The organism is Marinobacter arenosus (assembly GCF_019264345.1).
GTDB lineage: Bacteria > Pseudomonadota > Gammaproteobacteria > Pseudomonadales > Oleiphilaceae > Marinobacter > Marinobacter arenosus.
The window spans coordinates 2,592,200-2,611,693 of sequence record NZ_JAHVAO010000001.1; the positions used below are offsets into that span (position 1 = coordinate 2,592,200).

Sequence of the window (19,494 nt, forward strand, 5' to 3'; positions counted from 1 at the left end):
ATTGTAAAAGCCCGATGACAGGCGACTGTCTCGGGGGCGGGAGTAAACCAGTCCGGCCCGCTCGATACCATATGGGGATTCCGAATGACTGAAACCGTGGTTGTGATTTATTCCGGAGGCATGGACTCCTTCACCCTGCTGCACCTCGCCCGCGAGCGTGGCTATCAGGTCCATGCGCTGTCCTTCAACTATGGCCAGCGTCACGTCCGGGAGCTGGAGAGTGCCGCCTCGGTTTGCCAGTCTCTGGGCATTTCCCACAAGGTGATTGATATCCGGGCCATGAGCGAGGTGATGTCCGGCTCGGCATTGACGTCAGGGATCGAGGTGCCTGAAGGCCACTATGAAGAGGACAGCATGAAGGCCACGGTGGTGCCCAACCGCAACATGATCCTGCTCTCCCTTGCGACCGGGTATGCGGTCACGGTGGGCGCCGGGGCGGTATGGTATGGCGCCCATGGCGGTGACCACGCGATCTACCCGGATTGTCGCCCGGAGTTCGTGCAGAAGATGGACGCCGTCTGCCGGGTTGCCAATTACGAACCGGTGGGGATTGAAGCGCCGTTCATGGCTATGGACAAGGGCCAGATTCTCGCCGAAGGTCTCAGGCTGGGGTTGGATTACGGCCAGACCTGGACGTGCTACAACGGCCGGGCACAGGCCTGTGGCCGCTGTGGATCCTGTGTGGAGCGCCTGGAAGCCTTTGCCGCGAACGGTGTTTCGGACCCACTCGACTACGAGGTGCGTGCCTGATGTACCGGGTCAAGGAAGCCTTCTACACCCTCCAGGGCGAGGGTGCCCAGGCCGGTCGCGCGGCGGTATTTTGCCGGTTCAGCAAATGCAATCTGTGGACAGGCCGGGAAAAGGACCGGGCAACGGCGGTCTGTGATTTCTGTGACACCGATTTCGTGGGGACCGATGGCCAGAACGGTGGTCGGTTCGAATCGCCAGAGGCGCTGGCCGAGCACGTCCGCAGCCTCTGGCCGGATGCCCCCGGCCGACCTTACGTGGTCTGCACGGGCGGCGAGCCGCTGCTGCAACTGGACGAACCCCTGATTGACGCCTTTCATCGGGCCGGTTTCGAGGTCGGTGTGGAAACCAACGGCACGCTGCCGGTACCGTCGGGTATCGACTGGCTGTGTGTCAGTCCCAAGGCCAATGCGACCGTTGTGGTGGAGGCCTGTGACGAGCTCAAGCTGGTCTATCCGCAGCCACTGGCGATGCCGGAGCGTTTCGGGCACATTCGCGCCAGCCATTACTTCCTCTCGCCCATGGCGTCACCGGCGGCGCCCGAACAGGGCGAGGATCCCGTCAAGCAGAGCAACACCCGCAAGGCCACGGATTATTGCCTGGCCCATCCCCAATGGCGTCTGACCCTGCAGATGCACAAGATCATCGGAATTGACTGATCACACCGACGCCGTCAGTACGGATTTTGCCGTGGCCCCGTCGGGACGCCGGGCCTGGTGCCGATACTGGCTCGGACTGGTCCCGGTCCAGCGCTTGAAGGCACGGGTAAAGTTGGCGGCGTCGGCGTAGCCGAGGGCGTCGGCAATCTGGCTCAGGTTCATGCCGGTGTTGGTCAGCAGTTCGCCTGCCCGTTCCAGTCGAACCTGGTCCACCAGGGCTTGGAAACTGGCGTTTTCCTCCTGCAGGCGGCGTTTCAGCGTGCGTTCCGAGACAAACAGGGTGGCCGCCACGCGCGCCAGTTTGGGCGGGAAGGGATGGCTGGTTTCGATTACCCGCCGGACCCGACAGGCAAACCCTGCATCCTCCGTCAGTTGCCGCAGGGCTTCTTCGCACTGGCTCCGGGAGGACGCGGCGAGCTGGTCGTCGCTGAACCGGATCGGCAGGTCGAGCTTGGACACCGGAATGACCAGCGCATCCTCCGTCGCGCCGTATTCTACCGGCACGGGCATCAGTTGCCGGAAACGGTAGAAGTAGGCGGGCTCGGGACCCCGCCGCAGAACCCGGGAGCCTTCCACAATGGCGCCGGTCAGTTGTGCGCCCATGAAGACGCAACCGAACAGCATGGCATCCATGATGAAACCCTGCAGCGGCCCCAGGTCCATGTCGCAGGTCACCGCGTACCAGGCATTGCTTCCCCCGCGCCGCTTGGTGACGCGCAGGTGCGGGGCCCGCAGGGTCAGGTAGCGGGTCATCAGTTCCAGGGCCTCTTCCAGGGTGCGGCTGCTCATCACGGCAGTACCCAGGGCGCCATGCAGAGGCATTTTCAGTTCCCGCGCGAGCATGATGCCCAGGCCCGGTTCGCCGCTTTCGATGATGGCCCGGGTGACGAATTCGCTGGCCTGGGACTGGCTCACACGGAGATCGGTGGCATTGAGTCGCAAAGGGTCAAGGCCAACCCGGAGCAGAAGGTCCCGTTCATCGACACCAATGGTATGCAGCAGTTCGGCCAGGAGATGCAGGTAAATGGCCGGCATGCCCAGGTCCTGTGCAGTTGATACGGAGGCGCGCATGGGATTTCCTCGTCTGTTCTTGTTATGTAAGGGATTCTTGTTGGTATCGATTATGACCTTTCGAGCACGCTGCCCCCATGACTCCACTGACGGGGGAGTGGGCCGGATGGGCCAATTGGCCCATCCGGCCACCATGGGATCACACCGGTTCAGGTTAGCCGGGCACCCGCAATGATCGACTGTTCCGCTGGACAAAGTCCTGCAGCACCGCCGCCGAGCGCCCCGGGTTTTCCAGCATGGGGAGATGCCCCACGCCCCGAAACATGTGCACTTCGGCGTGCGGTGTTGCGGTCGCAAACCAGTCCACGCAGCGGGTGGGAGTAATCACGTCCCGATCGCCCCACTGCACCTGCAGCGGCGGCGTTGTCTGGCCCAGATAGCGCACAGGCGCAAGGGCGTCGGCCAGCATGTCGCCGAAAATATGCCGCAGGGCGTCGGTGCGTTGCAGCAGGTCGGGTCCCAGCAGGCCCGCCATGGCCATGCCGGATACCGTCGGCCGGCCATTCCCGACGCTGTTGAACATGCGGTACACGCCTTTCCAGTCCTGGGGAATCAGCAGGCTGTCCCGGTCGGATTCGAAGGGGGCGTCCGGGTCAACGTCGGGATGCTCCGGAATGCCAGCGCTGTTGAGCAGGGTGACCGAGCGCGGGGCCGGGTCCATTTTGTGGGCCAGCACGGCGGCAATGGCACCCCCCATGGAACTTCCGGCCAGGTGGATGTTGCGGGTCGGGAAGCTGTCCAGCCAGTCCCGAAGCCGCAGTGCCTGGGTCTCGTAGCTGTAGCTGGCGTCGGTCCGGTACTCGCTCTCGCCCAGGCCCGGCAGGTCGGGCACCAGCAGGTGCCAGTGGCGGGGCAGGCGTTGCAGCCAGAACCCCCAGTTCTCCTTCATCGCCGCGAAGCCATGGATCAGCACCACGGTGGGCCGGTCCGGACCGGGCTTGCCCCGTTCCAGGTACACCATCCGATGGTTGTCCAGCCGGGTTTCACGACGCCGGGCCTGAAGCAACAGTCGTTGTCCGGTCCTGGCGGCAGGCCAAAGGTTGGGAGTAGGAATTCTCATGGGGGTACGGACCACTCTGATTGAACGTTGTCCGGTCAGTTTACCGACCGCGGGCAGCAGCGCGTTGGCCAGTCAGCCGGGACCGGGCGGCGGGGCGGCAATAACCGCCCGGGAATGGATCGTGCCTGTTGGCCGGTCAGTACCGGAGGTCGGTGATCACCGGATTATGGTCCGAGGATCGCCAGGGCAGAGGGTGTGCGGTGTCCACTGGGCCACCGTATCCCAGCGCCCGGGGCTCGTCAGCATTGAGCAGCCAGGTGGCGGCGGTCAGGACCCGGGGCCGGAGTGAGTCGGACGCCAGGGCATAGTCCAGCGAGCCCTTTTCGCCCTTGTAGCGATAGGTGTAGTGGCGGCAGGCGTCGGGCGTGCAGGGGTGGTGATCGTGCACCAGGCTGGTGAATCCGCCCGCGCGGAACACCGCCAGTGGCGTTTCCTGGGCATAGGCATTGAGGTCGCCGGTTATCAGGGTGCCCGCCAGGTCCGGCGATTCGGACAGCGTGAGGAGCCAGTCAAGGATGGCCCGGGCGGCGTTGGACCGGCGGCTGGCGTAGCAGCCCTCACCATTGTTCTGGTCTCGGTCAGCCCCGGAGGCGTTGCGACAGGACTTGGATTTGAGGTGAACGGCCACAACTCGAAATGCCTTCCCACCCTCCCGGGCCCTGAACGTCTGGCTCACGGGCGGGCGGCCCCGATGCTGGAATAGGCCGCGGGTTAGACGCGCCGGTGCGCCGATGGCGGTAACCCGGTCCTGGCGGAAGAGCAGCGTGGTCCGGATCTCATCCGCGCCGTCGGCCCCCGGGGTTTCAACGAGGCGCCAGTTCGGGCCCAGCGCGTGGGCAAGGTCCGACACTGCGCTGTCCGGACCGTAGCCATCGTTTTCCACTTCCGTAAGGGCCAGGATGTCCGGATCCGGCGCCTTCAGGGCGGCCAGCAGGCGCTGGTGCTGGTCCTGATACCCGGCCTGGTGCTTGGCGCCCCGTGGCGTCGGGAATCCCTGTCCCCGACCGTCACCGTTGAAGTAGTTGGCCAGGTTCATGGTCACGATGCGGATGTGGGGCTCGGCCGGCCTCGGCGGTGGAGACCGCCTCGGGTTGGCCTGTTCGAATCTTGGTGGCGATTCGGGCTGGAGCCGCCAGTCGCCGAAGCGAAAGTCCAGGGTGCCGATCAGCCCGTTTATCCGGTCCCCGGCGCGTACCGTTCGTTCTGGCGTAAGGCCACCGGGCGGCCAAGGAGTGGGACGAGGGTTGGTTTGCCGGCGCCCGTCGTCCAGCAACAGCCGCTGGTCACGGTTCCGCCTGGCGACCTCCACGGCGGAGGAGCCCGGCGGGAGGTACTCGGTCGCCTTGACCTGGTCGGTGGGAGCCAGTGTGAGTTCGCCGTAACGGCCGAGATTGTAGCTATCGATTACCGTCAGCTGCTGGTCGAAGCGAACCCGCATGTTTTCCAGGGATTCCGCGGGTGCTGACCATGGCAGGCTCACTGTAACCGCTTCCGGAACGGGTTCCTGTCCACAGACACTCAGGGTCTTGATGCTCACAAGCTCCGTCAGCCCGTGATATTCCTTGACCCGGCCGGTTACTCGTACGCGCATGCCCGGCTCGCCCGCAGTCCGGCGGGTATATACGAACAGTGCTTCGGAGGTGCGTGGGTCGTTATCGGTCTGGTGATCGGCCTGTTGCAGGTAAAAGCCACCGAAGCCGCCCGGCACCCGGGCGTCCCGGGTGATGACGCCTTCGACGGTCACGGTCTGCCCGGCCATCGGGGAGTCGTTGCCCTGGCCCTGAATGGCGGCGATCGGAGTGGCCGGCTGGCCACAGGAGGAGGCCGCCGCACCTGCCATGGGCAGGAGCAGCAGGGCCAGCAGTGAACAGAGGAAAAGGCGTTGGGTACGTACCGTCACTCGGGCAGTCTAGCAGAGCCCGGCGACCGCTTTCAGGGCGCGTTCCCGTTTGCTGCCAAAGCCGAGCTGGTCCGGGTTGGACAATTCCAGCTGCTGGACAAGGGGATCCGGATGCTGATTATCCAGGGTGATTCCCAGACGCGACAGCATGTAGGGCGCCAGGGCCGCCCGGGTTTCTATCTCGAGGCGACCATGCTCCATGCCGTAATCCTGGGCAATGATCCGTTGCTGGGCCTCGGTGAGGCGTGGATCGGGGGTCACCACCATGGTCACCTCGCGATTCCAGTCACTGTCCTGCTGCCGACCGTGCTTGGCCCGCTGGCGCAGTGCCTCCGGTGGCCGGTGGAAGCGACTCAGGGCAAAATCCCGGAATTCCCGGTTGGACTCGCACCAGGCACGCAGGTGCCAGCTGTTGCCGGTGCAGACCAGAGTGTGGGGCTCCAGAATGCTTTCCACCGCTTCCGGTCGGCTCAGGGAGACGTAGCTGGCACGAAGCTGGCGTCCGTGCCGGGTGGCCAGCACCACGGCGCGCATGGTTTCCGGCGATATGACCCGGTTGGGACCCTGCACCACGGTGCTCTCAGGCAGGTTGATGTTGAGCGATTCGAAGGTGCTGCTCAGATTCTGCTGACGCGCCAGCAGATCGAGGTATTCGCTGACCTGCCCGCGGGTGACTACCGGACGGAAGCTTTTCGCCGGCACATAACCCTTCAGGTGCCGGTCATAAACCAGGTTGCCCGGGGCCAATTCCCGCAGGTAAGTGTTGATGTCCTTGGATGCCTGCTGGCGGCCGATGCCGAAGCTGTAACAGATGTGGTTGGTGGTCAGGCGACCTTCCCACAGCGCAATGGTCTCGATCAGTCGGTACCGAAGCAGCAGATCCCAGCGGATGGGCCAGTCCGTTTTTTTCATAACCAGTCGCTCACGGGTCCAATGGATAACTGGGGCTCATGTTACCTGCTCTGGCAACCCGGGTCTGTTACGACCCATTAATGTAAAACCCTGTCAAACCGCGCGGTGACGGCCTTACAGAGGTCTTCACCGGCGTCTGACAGATTTCGGGAAGTGCTTAGTAGCTACCGGGTCTGCCTGCTGTTTTAATACGCGACCGGCGAATTCCGGATCTTGATGCTATCTTCCCCTCTGTTACGAACGTATCCCGTTACCCCGGAGTCCGCTGTAATGACCCGCATGGTTGCTTCTTTGTCGGCCCTGATCCTGAGCATTGTGCTGCTGGTCAGCGGCAACGCTTTCCTGATGACGCTACTGGGTATCCGTCTGAGTATCGAGGCGGTGTCGCCGGACGTCATCGGCTGGATTCTGGTGTGCTATTCCATCGGCTTTGTCCTGGGCACCCTGTACGTTCACAAGGTCATTGGCCGGGTGGGCCACATCCGCGCCTTCGCGGTGTTTGCCGCCGTGTCCGCCGTGGCGGCGCTGCTGTACCCCATGGCCGTTTCCGAACTCTTCTGGGCCGTGCTCCGGGTGCTATCGGGCTTCAGCATTGCGGGCGTTCTGGTCGTGATCGAAAGCTGGTTCTCCAGCCGGGCCACCAACGCCAATCGCGGCGCGCTGTTCGCGGTTTACCAGATTGTGTTTTACCTGTCCGCGGCGGGCGGTCAGTTGATCGTCAACGTGGGCGACCCGTCCAACTTCATGCCCTTCTCGTTGGCCGCCATTCTGCTGACCCTGGCGCTCCTGCCCCTGTCACTGACCCGGATGGAAGCACCAGTGATTGAACAGGTGCATCGAATCTCGATTTTCACCCTGGGCCGGGAATCCTTCTCGGGCGTGGCCGGCGCGCTGATCTGTGGCGTGATGATCGGCGGATTCTATGCCCTGGGCCCGGTGTACGCCACGCTTGTGGGGCTCGACGTGGCCAGGACCTCCACGTTTATGGCCAGTGCCATCGTGGCTGCGATGATAATGGCGTGGCCACTGGGGCGCCTGTGTGATCACTTTGACCGGCGCCGGGTGATGTTCTGGATCGCCATGATGGCTGCTGGCTCGGCCAGCGCGGTGGCGTATCTCGGCGCCGCCAATCCCTGGCTGCTGACCCTGTTTGTCGGCCTGTTTACCGGGCTGTCCGCGACTCTCTATCCCGTCGCTGTGGCCATTACCAACGACCGCATGGAAAGCAGCCGGATTGTTGCCGCCAGCGCGACCCTGTTGCTCAGTTACGGTGTTGGCAGTGTTATCGGCCCCATAGCCATGGCCGAGCTGATCAACCTGCTCGGCCCGTCCGGCCTGTTCTACGGTAACGCCGGGTTCCTCCTGGTGCTGGCCGTGATCACCAGTTACCGCATCAGCCACACCGAGGATGTTCCGGTCCGGGATCAGGAGCACTATGTGCCTGCCATGCCCGAGACCTCGCCGGTATTGACCGAGCTGGACCCGCGCAACGTCGAGTTCCACGAGTCTCCGGAGGTCGAGGAGATGATCCTCGAGGAACAGCGCCAAGCCAGCTGAGCTGGCTTTCGGTTTTCCCCAAGGCTGTTTTCCTCCTCACATCTGTATTTATCGTAATGGTTAGCATACTATTGTTACCTATCCGATAATGTAAGCATGAGGTTGGCCTGCCGGTTCCCTTGAGGGGTGGCGCCAACCCGCCTTTTTGAACGGAGTGTGAGGCATGAGAGATCAGTTCCCCTTTGCCGTGGCGCGGGTTACCCGCCGCTGGAGAAAAATGCTGGACGAGCGCCTGAAGGACCTGGGCGTAACCCAGGCCCGGTGGAGCACCATGGTGTATCTCGACAAGGGTGGCGAAGGACTGACCCAGCGGGAGCTGGCCAGCCTGATGGCGATTGAGAATCCGACTCTGGTGCGGCTGTTGGACAGCCTGGAGCAGCAGGGGTTGATTGAACGCCGGCCCTGTCCCAATGACCGTCGTGCCCGCCGGCTGCATCTGACCGCTGCCGGCCGAGCCTTCATGGACGATCTGTCGGAGCGGGCGGAGAAACTGAGGGAGCAGATGCTGGAGGGAATCAGCGATGAGGACATCGAATGCACCGTCAAGGTGTTCAACAAGATCCTGGAAAACGCCGAAAAGCAGAAGTAAGCCTTGAGCGACAACACGGTCGACGGGCTGAGGGCCCGGTACGGGGAACGCTGGCGGTGGCTGGCGGTGGCAACGGTCATGCTGGGCACCATGGCCACGGTGCTCAGTGCCACGGTGGTGAACGTTGCCCTGCACGACATCATGCTGGAATTCGGGATCCGGCAGGGGCAGGTGCACTGGCTCGCAACCGGGTTCATTGCCGCCATGACCACCACCATGCTGGCGTCGTCCTGGTTGCTGGATCACTTCGGGGTACGCAAGACCTTGGCCGGTGCCATGTTCCTGTTCACCGTGATTTCCATCGCCGGTGGCTTCGCAGTTTCCCCCGATCAGCTGATTGCGGCACGGGTCGCCCAGGGTGCCATGGCGGGCCTGATGCAGCCGATGGGGATGTATTTGGTATTCCGGATCTTCCCCCGTGAGCGACGCGGTCAGGCCATGGGTATCTATGGCATGGGGGTCATTCTCGCCCCGGCCCTGGGGCCGGTGCTGGGTGGTTTTCTCGTCGATCAGCTGAGCTGGCGCTATGTCATGTTCGCACCGGCACCGGTTACCCTGATTGGCGTCTTCATGGCCTGGCGTTTCCTGCCCCTGCCGCCATCCCGGCCCGCACCCTACCGTTTCGATCTGCCTGGCCTGGTGTTGCTGGGTGCAACCCTGGCCCTGGCTCTGGACACGCTGAACCGGCTGCAGGAGCTGTCGGGGCAGGAATCCCGCGTGGTCATCGGTGGACTGTTGGCGTTGCTGGCCTTGGGTCTGTTTGTGCTGCGGGAGCGCCGCACCCCGCACCCGCTGGTGAACGTGGCGTTGCTGCGCAAGCCGGTGTTCCTGTATGCCAACCTCGGCGCCATGGCGCTGGGCCTGGCGTTGTTTGGTTCGACCTACCTGATCCCCCTGTTCGTCCAGACCGCGCTTGGATTTACCGCCACCGAAGCGGGCCTGCTGATGTTGCCCGCTGGCGTTGTCCTCGGACTCACTTTCCCCCTGGCCGGGCGGCTGGCGGACAAACAGAGTGCCCGCAAACTGGTGATCTTCGGTATCGCCCTGTTTGCCTGTTCCGCCGCGCTGTTCGCCCTCTCGGATCTGTCGCTGGCGTTTGGCTGGCTGGCACTGTGGACGATAGTCGGTCGCATCGGTATCGGGTTCATGTTGCCGGCGCTGTCGACCGGAGCCCTGAACCCGCTTGCGCCGGAAGAGCTTGGAGCCGGCTCCAGCACCATCAATTTTACTCGCCAACTGGGTGGTGCTTTTGGCGTCAACATGGTCGCCCTGACCATTGAATTCGGTGAGCACAGCGGTGGTATGCCCACCATCACGGCGTTTCATTCGGCCTGGTGGTTGGTCGCAGTGTTTGTCGCCGTGGCGGCTATCCCGGTCTGGAAAATGCGGGCGTAGTTGTCAGCGCGACGGCGATTGACTAAGATACGGGTCCCTTCAGGGGAGTAGCCTCCGGGCCTGGCACACGGTGCCGCTCGGACGGTAGTCAACATACTTGGAGCTCAATCTCCATGGCTATCGTGTTTCACCAGGGTACCGGTGGAACTGGCAAGACCTGAGGCAGGCCACCTCCGTAGGGCGGAAGGTGGGCTGTCTCATGTCTGGTAATCCGCCCTGGAGTTGTCTATGGAAGCTTTTCTTGCCTCAACTGCGGCCGTCGCCATCGCTGAAATCGGTGACAAGACCCAGTTACTGTCCCTGTTCCTTGTTGTCCGCTACAGTAAGCGTCTGCCGATCATCCTTGGCATTTTTGTCGCCACGGTCCTTAATCATGCCCTGTCGGCCTGGCTCGGCGCCTGGATTGCCCGGTTTATTCCGGAGACCTGGCTGCCCTGGATTCTGGCCGTAAGCTTTGTCGCTATTGCCGCCTGGCTGTTGATACCGGACAAGGACGACAGCGAGGACTCGAGGTTTCTGGGCATGGGAGCCTTCCTGGCCACCTCCATCATGTTTTTCCTGGCGGAGATCGGGGACAAGACCCAGATTGCCACGGTGGTGCTCGCGGCTCGTTACACCGAAACGCTCTGGGTAATCCTGGGGACAACGGTGGGGATGTTGATTGCCAACATACCGGTTATCATGGCAGGGCGCTGGCTGATGGAGAGGCTTCCTCTGGCCACGGCGAGAATCAGTGCGAGCATCCTGTTTTTGGTGCTGGCGGTTGTAACCGTGACAACCACGTTTATGAACTCCTGAGGCGAGCGGCTGTCACTGTACGCGGATAGAAAAGACTTTTTGGAACGAATCTCTATGTCATTGAGACTTTTGTACTTTGTGCTACTGGCCAGTGTCATGGCCATGGCGCCTCTCCAGGCCGCGGAAACCGCGACGCCTGATCAGGACGCCAAGGCCCAGGCCGGTGGAGAAGAGGTGGAGGAGGCGCCGGACCGCTCGCCTCGAGTGCCCACGTTTCCGCTGAAAGGCGATCTGGCCGGTGAGCTGGACGTGTTCACCACCCGCTACGAGGACACCTTCGCGGCCATCGGAAACCGCATCGCCATGGGCTATCTGGAATTGGTCAAGGCCAACCCTGGCGTTGATCCGTGGTTGCCCGGTGAAGGTACCACCATCACCCTGCCCCGCCAGTACGTGATGCCAGATGCCCGGCGCGAGGGCATCGTGATCAATCTGGCCGAGTACCGCCTGTACTACTTTACCGAGGGTGGCGTGCAGGTGTATCCGGTGGGTGTTGGCTCCGAGGAAAACCCGTCGCCCCTGACCGACGCCAAGGTCACCATGCCACTGGAGTCTCCGGCGTGGTACCCACCCGCCAGCATCCGGGCCGAGTATGAGCGCAGCGGTGAGTTCCTGCCACGAATGATCCCGCCCGGCCCGTCCAATCCCCTGGGAACGCACGCGCTGCTGCTGAGTGAGAAGGGTTATCTGATACACGGCACCAACAAGAAGTTTGGCGTCGGCATGGCGGTCAGCCACGGCTGTTTCCGCATGTACAACGAGGACATCTCCCGCTTTGTCTACCAGGTGGAAAAAGGCACCTCCGTGCAGGTGGTGCGGGATCCGGTCAAGATCGGCCTATCGGGTGGCGAAGTCTGGCTGGAAGTGCACCGCCCGGATGAAGAATACCCTCAGGAAGACCGGGATACCCTCTGGCGGCAGGTGTTCACGGAAGTTGAGGCCTTCGAGAAGCAGCACCCGGGCGTCGAGATTCAGCGTCGGGCCATCGAAATCGCGGTGGACCAGGCCGATGGCATCCCGGTCATGATCGGCGAGCGCGTCACGCGCATGGCGGCGGACGAGACCGTCGAGGAAAAAACGCCGGAAACGGCCGGTGAACCGGAGCAAAAACTCTACTTCTGACCAGGTCAGAGCCCGGCTCATCCGATAATAATCACAACCAAGGAGAGTCCATGAGTCGCACGATTCTGATCACCGGTGCCAGTTCCGGCCTGGGTGAAGGCATGGCCCGTGAGTTTGCGGCCCGGGGCGACCAGCTCGCTTTGTGCGCGCGGCGCACGGAACGACTGGAAACACTGCGGGATGAGCTCCAGCAGAAACATCCGGCGGCCCGGATCAGTATCCGGGCCCTGGATGTCGACAACCACGACCAGGTGTTCGAGGTGTTCCGTGCCTTCCAGCAGGAGTTCGGCACATTGGACCGGGTTATCGTCAACGCTGGTATTGGCAAGGGCGCGCCGCTCGGCACCGGGCACTTCGATGCCAACCGGCAGACCGCCGAAACCAACTTCGTCTCCGCCCTGGCCCAGATGGAAGCGGCCATGGAAATCTTCCGCAAGCAGAACCACGGCCACCTCGTGACCGTCTCATCGGTGTCGGCGGTGCGGGGCATGCCATCCAGTATCACCACGTACGCGGCGACCAAGGTCGGCCTTGCGGCACTTTCGGAGGGCCTTCGTGTCGAACTGACAAAGGCGAAATCTCCGATTCGCGTGACTACACTGTATCCAGGGTATATCCGCACGGCGATCAACGAGAGCGTCAAGAACGCGCCGTTCCGTGTGGACGCCGAGACCGGCTGCAAGGCGATGGTGAAAGCCATCGAGTCCGGGAAAAACGAGTGTTTCGTGCCGCGCTGGCCCTGGACGCCTATTGGTTTCCTTCTGAGGCGCTTACCGGTGCCGGTCCTGGCCAAAATGTTCTGAATGCCATCGGAACCGGGGAGGCGTTATGCCGGCAGACCAACCCGCGAGCTTATCCCGCGCCGCCCGTATCCGGGGCTGGAGCGCTGTTTTTCTGATCGGGGTTTTCCTGGCGCTGGGGTCGCTGGCGTATAAGGTGCTCGCCCAGCAGGAAGCGGCGGACACCGCACTGGTGCTGACCATTGAGGGCGCCATCGGCCCGGCCACCATGGATTATGTGACCCGGGGTATCCGGCGGGCTGAGTCAGAGGGCGCCGGGCTGGTGGTGCTGGAGATGGACACCCCCGGCGGCCTGATGGACTCGATGCGGGACATCATCAAGGTGATCCTTGCCTCCGATGTGCCGGTCGCCACCTACGTGTCACCCCAGGGCGCCCGGGCTGCCAGCGCCGGAACCTACATCCTCTACGCCAGCCACATCGCCGCCATGGCCCCGGCCACCAATCTTGGATCCGCCACACCGGTCCAGATGGGGGGGCTGCCGGGATCCGACCCCGAACCGGTTCCGGACAGTGACGGCCAGAATGGTGAGCCCGGCGGGGGCGACCAGAATGGCGACGGCAAGCGTCGCGGCAATACCGCTATGGAACGGAAAGTCCTGGAGGACGCGGTCAGCTACATTCGCGGCCTCGCGGAGCGGCATGGACGGAACGCCGACTGGGCCGAGGAGGCGGTGCGCGAAGCCGTCAATCTCAGTGCCAATGAAGCCCTCGAGAAGAATGTCATTGATCTGGTGGCGCCCAGCCTGGGCGACCTGCTTCGCCAGATTGACGGGCGCACCGTGCGTATGGCGTCGTCGGAGCGAACTCTGAGAACGGCGTCACTGGAGTTGGTCCGTTCCCGCCCGGACTGGCGAACCCGGCTGCTTTCCGTGATCACCGATCCCAACGTGGCCTATTTCCTGATGATCATCGGGTTCTACGGCATCATCTTCGAACTGGCCAACCCGGGTGCGGTGGTTCCGGGGGTGATCGGCGCCATCAGTCTGATTCTTGCCCTCTTCGCCTTTCAGGTGCTGTCCGTTAATTACGCCGGGCTGGCACTCATCCTGCTCGGGCTGGCGTTCATTGTCGGGGAGGCGTTCGTGCCCAGTTTCGGCATCCTCGGTGTGGGCGGGATCGTGGCGTTTGTGACCGGCTCGGTGATTCTGATGGACGGCAGTCATCGCGATATCTCCCTACCCACCGTTGGCGGAACGGCCGTGGTTGCTGCAGGGTTCATCCTCTGGACCGTCACCCGGTTTATCGCCCTGCGCCGCAAGGGGCCGGTCAGCGGCACTGAACAGATGGCGCATGAAGAGGGACCGGCCCTGGATGACTTTATCGAGGAGCGTGACCATTACCGCGGGCATGTCCGCCTCAATGGTGAACGCTGGAATGCCGTTAGCCCGCAACCGGTCAGCGAAGGCGAACAGGTGCGCGTCACGGCGATGGAAGGATTAACGGTAACCGTCGAGGTCATTGACGACGACCGCTGACCCGGCGCAGACATAAGGCAACGGCAAACCTAAGGAGGCCGTATGATTGGCGAACTGATTCCCTACCTTGCACCCACGGTGATTCTGCTGCTGATTCTGGGCTCGGCGATCAAGATCCTGCCGGAATACCAGCGGGGCGTGGTCTTTTTCCTGGGCCGGTTCCAGGGTGTGAAAGGCCCCGGCCTGATCATTGTGATTCCGGGTATCCAGCAGATCGTCCGGGTGGACCTGAGGGTCGTTGTCCTGGACGTGCCCAGCCAGGACGTGATTTCCAAGGACAATGTCACCGTGCGGGTCAACGCGGTGCTGTATTTCCGGGTGGTGGACCCGGAGCGGGCGATCATCCGGGTCGAGGATTTCAACTCGGCCACCAGTCAGTTGGCACAGACCACCCTGCGGTCCGTGCTCGGTAAACACGACCTGGACGAGATGTTGTCCGAGCGGGACAAACTGAACTCGGACATTCAGGAAATCATTGATGCCCAGACCGAGGAGTGGGGGATCAAGGTGGCCAATGTCGAGATCAAGCACGTCGATCTGAACGAATCGATGATTCGCGCCATTGCCCGTCAGGCAGAGGCGGAGCGCGAGCGGCGGGCCAAGGTGATCCACGCCGAGGGCGAATTGCAGGCGTCGAAGAAACTGGTAGAAGCGGCCCGGGTCATGTCCGCCGAATCCGGGGCCATGCAGTTGCGTTACCTGCAAACGATGGCAGATATGAGTGGCTCGAATTCTTCGACGATCGTGTTCCCGATGCCCATGGACCTGGTGCGGCCTTTCATGGAAAAGTCGTTCCGCAACACGCAGGGCGGATCCAACGATTCCGCCGAATAGGGGGCGGGCACAAAAAAGGCCGGGGTTCCCGGCCTTTTCAGCGTCAGCGTAAGCCGAGCCTTATTTCATGCTTGAACGCTCAAGCATACGCTTGGCGCGCTCGTTGGCTTCGTCAGCTGATTGCTGAGCAGCCTTTGCAGCGGCCAGAGCTTCCTCGGCGGTCTGCTGGGCAGTGCGGGCAGAGCTTGCAGCACTGTTAGCGGTGTTCAGTGCATTTTCAGCGGTCTGCTCTGCAGAGTTGGCAGTTGCATTCGCCTCGTCTACGGCAGCCTGATTAGAGGCACAGCCTGCAGTCAGAGCAGTAGCAAGTGCAAACCCAGCGATCGTCAGTTTACGCATTGTAAATCCCCTTATTGGTCGAGTTTTTTCCTGTGATCCGGAAGTCAGTTCAGTACATGGACGACTTCCTGTCAAACCGGCCGGATAGGCGTTGACTACCGGAGTCGTTAAACAGTGTAAAACACTCTGAGACAAAATGTTAACTACGGATACGTATATTTAATCGGCTTATGACAACAACTTAATGCTGCTGTCAGGGGATGTTCAGGGAACGATCCTGATTGGGGTACCGTCGGCGACCAATTGCCAGATCTCGTCCATTTCTTCGTTGGTCACCGCGATGCAGCCGTCGGTCCAGTCCAGGCCCTGGTAGGCAAAAGCCATATCGGCGGCCTCGTTGGGCAGCCCGTGAATCATGATGCTGCCGCCGGGGTTGAGTCCCCAGGCGTTGGCCAGCTCACGATCCCGTTCGCTGGGGTAGGAGATGTGAATGGACTTGTAGAAGTCGCTGCCAGCGTTGCGCCAGTCCAGCGTGTAGTCGCCTTCCGGAGTGCGTTCATCGCCTTCGTAAAGCTTGTGTCCGGTCGGGTTGTCACCGAGGGAGATCCGGTAACTCTTCACCACCTGGCCATCGTCCATCAGGTAAAGCCGACGCTCACCCTTGCGCACCAGCACCTTGTCGATACTCGGGGCTTCGGTCTGGAACGGCTCGGCCTCCGGCATGCGAGTGTCGGCTTTGGCCAATATTTCGCTGGCGGTTCCGGACACCGGGATCAGGACAAGCCCTGTCAGCAGGCAAATGGCAATGAAAAAGCGGGTGAACATCATCCTAGCTTACCAATTATTAATCTTCATTCAGGCACGTTTATAGCACAGCCTGCCCGTAGGTTGTTGAGAGCTTTTGTTAAGTTTTTTGGTTATCTCTTTTCCGGATCACACATTTTGTGAACTGTCCATCTTCAGGCCGACCTTGGTGACCTGATCGGAACTGGTCGCCCGGGCAACAAGAGTCACCGGGCCGAGCGTCACGGTATCACCCACCACCGGATGGCCCTTGGTGCGTCTGGCAAAGCACTCGGCCAACGACAGTTCCGGCGGAAGGTCGTCGAATTCGATACCGTAAACCTGTTCGACATCCCCAAGCAACGCGTCACCATTGAGTACAAAGTCGCCAAAAAAGGCCCGTTCGGCAAGGTACTTGGGTGCATGGCGGCCGCTCAGTGCCTTGCCCAGCTCGGGCAGCACGTTGGGTGTGGCAAACATCGCGACGGTGTCGCCACTGGCCACTTCCAGATCGCCTTTCGGTTGAAGGCATACCCGGTTACGGAAGACCCCGGCGACGGTGGTGTTTTCCGGGAAACGAAGCTGACTCAGCGGGCGCGGTGTTTCCCAGATTTCGCCCCGCAACGGGAACAGCATGAGCTCGTGGTCCCCGGCACCGGGAGCGTCCAGGGGCAGGCGGCGATACGGGTCCTCGCCGGCGGGGACTTCCAGTCGGAGTTTCCGGGCCAGCGGCGCCATGGTGGTGCCCTGGACCACCAGCGATACCAACACGATGAAGAAGGCGGCGTGGAACACCAGTTGGGCCTGGGGCAGGTTGGCCATGATCGGAAACAGGGCGAGCACGATGGGCACGGCGCCGCGTAGTCCGACCCAGCTGATGAATCCCAGTTCCCGCCGGTTGAAGCCGAAGGGCCACAGCGTGAGTAAGACCGTCAGCGGCCGGATGACGAAGATCAGTGCCAGTGCCAGGATCAGGCCACTTCCGAGCAGCGGCAACAGGTCCGACGGGGTGACCAGCAGGCCCAGCATCAGGAACAGGCACAGTTGCGCCAGCCAGGCCAGGCCGTCGTGCACCTGGAGGATCATGGGCATCATCCGGACGTGGCGGTTGCCGATCACCACGCCGGCCAGGTAGATCGCCAGAAACCCGCTGCCCCCGAGTGCGTTGGTGGCAGAGAACACGGAAATCCCGGCGGCGGCAACGAGCAAGGGATAGAGCGAGGGCGTGAGTCGCGTCCGGTTGGCCAGCTCGACCACGACGTAGCCGCCGAGGACACCGGCCACGCCACCGATGCCAAACTGTTTGATCAGCATGATCAAGGCGGCGCCGGTGGCACCCTCGCCGCTGTTATCGATCAGGGTGACCAGCATCAGGGTGAGGAAGATCGCCATGGGATCGTTGCTGCCGGATTCGATCTCCAGGGTCGCGCTGACCCGCTCATTCAGGTGCAGGCCCCGCCCCTGAAGCAGAGAAAACACCGCGGCGGCGTCGGTGGAAGAAATGATCGCGCCCACGAGAAGGGCGGTCAGCCATTCCATGTCGAAGACCCAGCGGGCGACCACGGCAGCCCCCGCAGCCGTCATGAACACCCCCAGTGACGCCAGCACGAGGGCCGGCCGCAGGCCAACCCGGAAGGTTTCAGCCCGGGTTCGCATGCCGCCATCCAGCAGGATAACGCCAAGGGCCAGGTTGGCGATCAGGAAGGCCAGCTCGAAATTGTCGAACTCGATGCCCCCCGGGCCGTCCTCGCCCATGATCATGCCGACCACCAGGAAAATCAGCAGCACCGGCATGCCCACCCGGCTCGACAGCGGGCTGAGCAGGATGCTGATGACCAGCATCATGGCTCCCAGCAGGGTAAGGATTGGATCCATTCTTGCTCCAGACAGAGGGCTTGCCCAAAAGCGCAGCAACCGCTTATATTGCTCTCGCGGCCATCGCTAATGCGGGTGTAGTTCAATGGTAGAACGGCAGCTTCCCAAGCTGCATACGAGGGTTCGATTCCCTTCACCCGCTCCAATGCTTGCCGGGCACAGTTCCCGGTTCCCTCTCAGTGTAGTTTGAGACGCGGGTGCATCGCACGGCTGATTTTGTCCATCAACCAGATAATGCCGGTGCGCACGAAACCGTGCAGGGCCACCTGATGCATGCGGTACAGGGACACGTAGAACAGCCTCGCCACCTTGCCTTCAATGTACATGCTCCGGCCCGACAGGTTGCCCATCAGGTTGCCGACCGTGGTGTAGCGGCTGAAATTGATCAGGGAGCCGTGGTCGTTGTACACAAAGGGGACGGCCTCACCGCCCTTGATGCGGTTGCACAGGGTCTTGAACAGGGCGTCGGCCTGCTGATGGGCCGCCTGGGCCCGTGGCGGCACTGGCCGGTCTGAATCCGGCTGCGGGCAGGCCGCGCAATCGCCGAAGGCAAAGATATCTTCGTCCCGCGTTGTCTGCAGGGTCTGCTTGACCACGAGTTGGTTGCCCTTGTTGGCTTCCAGCCCGAGTTCGGCGAGGAACGCCGGCGCCTTGATGCCTGCGGCCCAGATGCTCATTTCCGACGGCAGCTTGGTACCGTCTTTCATGACGATGGCGCCGTCCCGGACTTCGCTGACCGGTTGGCCGGTGAGCACCTTGATGTGCTGGTGCTCCAGTTCCCGACTGGCCGCCGCGGACAGTCGCGAGGGTAGCGCGGGCAGAATGCGGTCCGCGGCTTCTATCACGGTGATCGACACGTCCGAGTCCTTCAGGTGATTCATGCCATAAACCGGCAACTCCCGGGAGGCCAGACGCAATTCGGCGGCCAGTTCCACGCCCGTGGCGCCGGCCCCGATGATGCTGATGTTCAGGGTGTGTTCCTGGCCCTGCCGGGCCTCATGGTTCTTCCGCAGGAACGCATTGAGCATCAGGTTGTGGAACCGGCGGGCCTGTTTCAGGCTGTCGAGGAACAGGCAGTGCTCCTGCGCTCCGGGGGTGCCAAAGTCGTTGGCGGTGCTGCCAACGGCAATCACCAGGGTGTCATAGTGGATGTGGCGCTCTGGCACCACTTCCTTGCCGTCCTCATCGTGGAACGGCGCTACCACCAGTTGTTTGGCCGTGCGATCCAGGCCACTCATCCGGCCCAGCTGAAACTCGTAGTGGTGCTTGCGGGCGTGCGCGCGGTAGTTGATTTCGTTGGCATTGGCGTCCAGCGAGCCGGACGCCACCTCGTGCAGCAATGGTTTCCAGACATGCGTCAGGCCGGCATCCAACAGGGTAATCCGCGCCTTGCCCTTCCTGCCCAGTTTGTCGCCGAGACTGGTCACCAGCTCAAGCCCGCCGGCGCCACCGCCAACCACCACGATGTGATGAAGGTTTTCCATAACAGTCAGCCCTTTAAGTGAGGAGAGCCAAGCACTCTTCTGAGGAAAATGCTTGGCTGTCGTCACTGGGCCGGACGAAAAGGTAGGGTGCTAATACGAGAGGAAATATAGTAGCGCGATGGGCACCGTGGGGACAATTCTACGGAAGTGCA

At 62.3% G+C, this 19,494-nt stretch carries 18 protein-coding genes and 1 tRNA gene; 11 read left to right on the plus strand and 8 right to left on the minus strand.

The features are described from left to right. Positions 1 to 84: 84 nt before the first annotated feature. Positions 85 to 750, plus strand: a complete 666-nt coding sequence (gene queC / locus KXD86_RS11835; RefSeq protein ID WP_218636214.1) for a 7-cyano-7-deazaguanine synthase QueC — start codon at positions 85 to 87, stop codon at positions 748 to 750. Beyond that, a complete protein-coding gene (gene queE / locus KXD86_RS11840; protein WP_218636215.1) occupies positions 750 to 1,406 on the plus strand; it encodes a 7-carboxy-7-deazaguanine synthase in 657 nt (218 codons plus the stop codon). Before queC ends, queE begins: the two co-directional genes overlap by 1 nt. Here the strand turns inward: queE and KXD86_RS11845 are convergent, their stop codons facing one another. From KXD86_RS11845 to KXD86_RS11860, 4 genes are all read right to left on the minus strand, one after another. Beyond that, positions 1,407 to 2,477: an AraC family transcriptional regulator gene (locus KXD86_RS11845; RefSeq protein ID WP_218636216.1), complete on the minus strand. Its 1,071-nt coding sequence runs from the start codon at positions 2,475 to 2,477 to the stop codon at positions 1,407 to 1,409. It lies immediately after the preceding gene. Positions 2,478 to 2,631: 154 nt separating this feature from the next. Next, positions 2,632 to 3,537 (minus strand): alpha/beta fold hydrolase, encoded by a 906-nt coding sequence (locus KXD86_RS11850; RefSeq protein WP_218636217.1) that lies wholly within the window; start codon positions 3,535 to 3,537, stop codon positions 2,632 to 2,634. A 136-nt stretch (positions 3,538 to 3,673) separates the two neighbouring features. Continuing rightward, entirely contained in the window at positions 3,674 to 5,437 is a 1,764-nt protein-coding gene (locus KXD86_RS11855) for an ExeM/NucH family extracellular endonuclease (RefSeq protein ID WP_218636218.1), read from the minus strand. A 9-nt stretch (positions 5,438 to 5,446) separates the two neighbouring features. Continuing rightward, positions 5,447 to 6,349 carry a helix-turn-helix transcriptional regulator gene (locus tag KXD86_RS11860; RefSeq protein ID WP_218636219.1) on the minus strand — a complete coding sequence of 301 codons (903 nt, stop codon included), beginning with the start codon at positions 6,347 to 6,349 and terminating at the stop codon, positions 5,447 to 5,449. Between the two features lie 270 nt (positions 6,350 to 6,619). Here KXD86_RS11860 and KXD86_RS11865 point away from each other — a divergent pair, with 270 nt between their 5' ends. The 8 genes from KXD86_RS11865 (at position 6,620) to KXD86_RS11900 (ending at position 14,921) form a co-directional block, all read left to right on the plus strand. Further along, the gene (locus KXD86_RS11865) at positions 6,620 to 7,906 is read left to right on the plus strand and encodes an MFS transporter (RefSeq protein ID WP_218636220.1); all 1,287 of its coding nucleotides are present in this window, start codon (positions 6,620 to 6,622) and stop codon (positions 7,904 to 7,906) included. A gap of 163 nt (positions 7,907 to 8,069) precedes the next feature. Next, positions 8,070 to 8,495, plus strand: coding sequence for a MarR family transcriptional regulator (locus KXD86_RS11870; RefSeq protein WP_218636221.1), 426 nt, complete (start codon positions 8,070 to 8,072; stop codon positions 8,493 to 8,495). 3 nt (positions 8,496 to 8,498) lie between these two features. Continuing rightward, positions 8,499 to 9,890, plus strand: coding sequence for an MDR family MFS transporter (locus tag KXD86_RS11875; RefSeq protein ID WP_218636222.1), 1,392 nt, complete (start codon positions 8,499 to 8,501; stop codon positions 9,888 to 9,890). 228 nt (positions 9,891 to 10,118) lie between these two features. Further along, on the plus strand, positions 10,119 to 10,688 hold the full coding sequence (locus tag KXD86_RS11880) for a TMEM165/GDT1 family protein (RefSeq protein WP_218636223.1): 570 nt from the start codon (positions 10,119 to 10,121) through the stop codon (positions 10,686 to 10,688). A 54-nt stretch (positions 10,689 to 10,742) separates the two neighbouring features. Continuing rightward, positions 10,743 to 11,810, plus strand: coding sequence for a L,D-transpeptidase family protein (locus KXD86_RS11885; protein WP_376770959.1), 1,068 nt, complete (start codon positions 10,743 to 10,745; stop codon positions 11,808 to 11,810). Positions 11,811 to 11,860: 50 nt separating this feature from the next. Further along, the gene (locus KXD86_RS11890; RefSeq protein WP_218636224.1) at positions 11,861 to 12,613 is read left to right on the plus strand and encodes an SDR family oxidoreductase; all 753 of its coding nucleotides are present in this window, start codon (positions 11,861 to 11,863) and stop codon (positions 12,611 to 12,613) included. Between the two features lie 25 nt (positions 12,614 to 12,638). Further along, positions 12,639 to 14,087 (plus strand): NfeD family protein, encoded by a 1,449-nt coding sequence (locus tag KXD86_RS11895; protein ID WP_218636225.1) that lies wholly within the window; start codon positions 12,639 to 12,641, stop codon positions 14,085 to 14,087. A 42-nt stretch (positions 14,088 to 14,129) separates the two neighbouring features. Next, positions 14,130 to 14,921, plus strand: coding sequence for a slipin family protein (locus KXD86_RS11900; RefSeq protein WP_218636226.1), 792 nt, complete (start codon positions 14,130 to 14,132; stop codon positions 14,919 to 14,921). A 60-nt stretch (positions 14,922 to 14,981) separates the two neighbouring features. Here KXD86_RS11900 and KXD86_RS11905 read toward each other — a convergent pair whose 3' ends face one another. From KXD86_RS11905 to KXD86_RS11915, 3 genes are all read right to left on the minus strand, one after another. Then, on the minus strand, positions 14,982 to 15,260 hold the full coding sequence (locus KXD86_RS11905; protein ID WP_218636227.1) for an Lpp/OprI family alanine-zipper lipoprotein: 279 nt from the start codon (positions 15,258 to 15,260) through the stop codon (positions 14,982 to 14,984). A 204-nt stretch (positions 15,261 to 15,464) separates the two neighbouring features. Further along, positions 15,465 to 16,025 (minus strand): L,D-transpeptidase family protein, encoded by a 561-nt coding sequence (locus KXD86_RS11910; RefSeq protein ID WP_218636818.1) that lies wholly within the window; start codon positions 16,023 to 16,025, stop codon positions 15,465 to 15,467. Positions 16,026 to 16,133: 108 nt separating this feature from the next. Next, positions 16,134 to 17,858: a potassium/proton antiporter gene (locus tag KXD86_RS11915; protein WP_218636228.1), complete on the minus strand. Its 1,725-nt coding sequence runs from the start codon at positions 17,856 to 17,858 to the stop codon at positions 16,134 to 16,136. Between the two features lie 71 nt (positions 17,859 to 17,929). Here KXD86_RS11915 and KXD86_RS11920 point away from each other — a divergent pair. After that, positions 17,930 to 18,003, plus strand: a tRNA-Gly gene (locus KXD86_RS11920). 31 nt (positions 18,004 to 18,034) lie between these two features. Here the strand turns inward: KXD86_RS11920 and KXD86_RS11925 are convergent. Then, complete coding sequence (locus KXD86_RS11925) at positions 18,035 to 19,342, minus strand: NAD(P)/FAD-dependent oxidoreductase (RefSeq protein ID WP_218636229.1); 1,308 nt, start codon at positions 19,340 to 19,342, stop codon at positions 18,035 to 18,037. Positions 19,343 to 19,494: the final 152 nt, after the last annotated feature.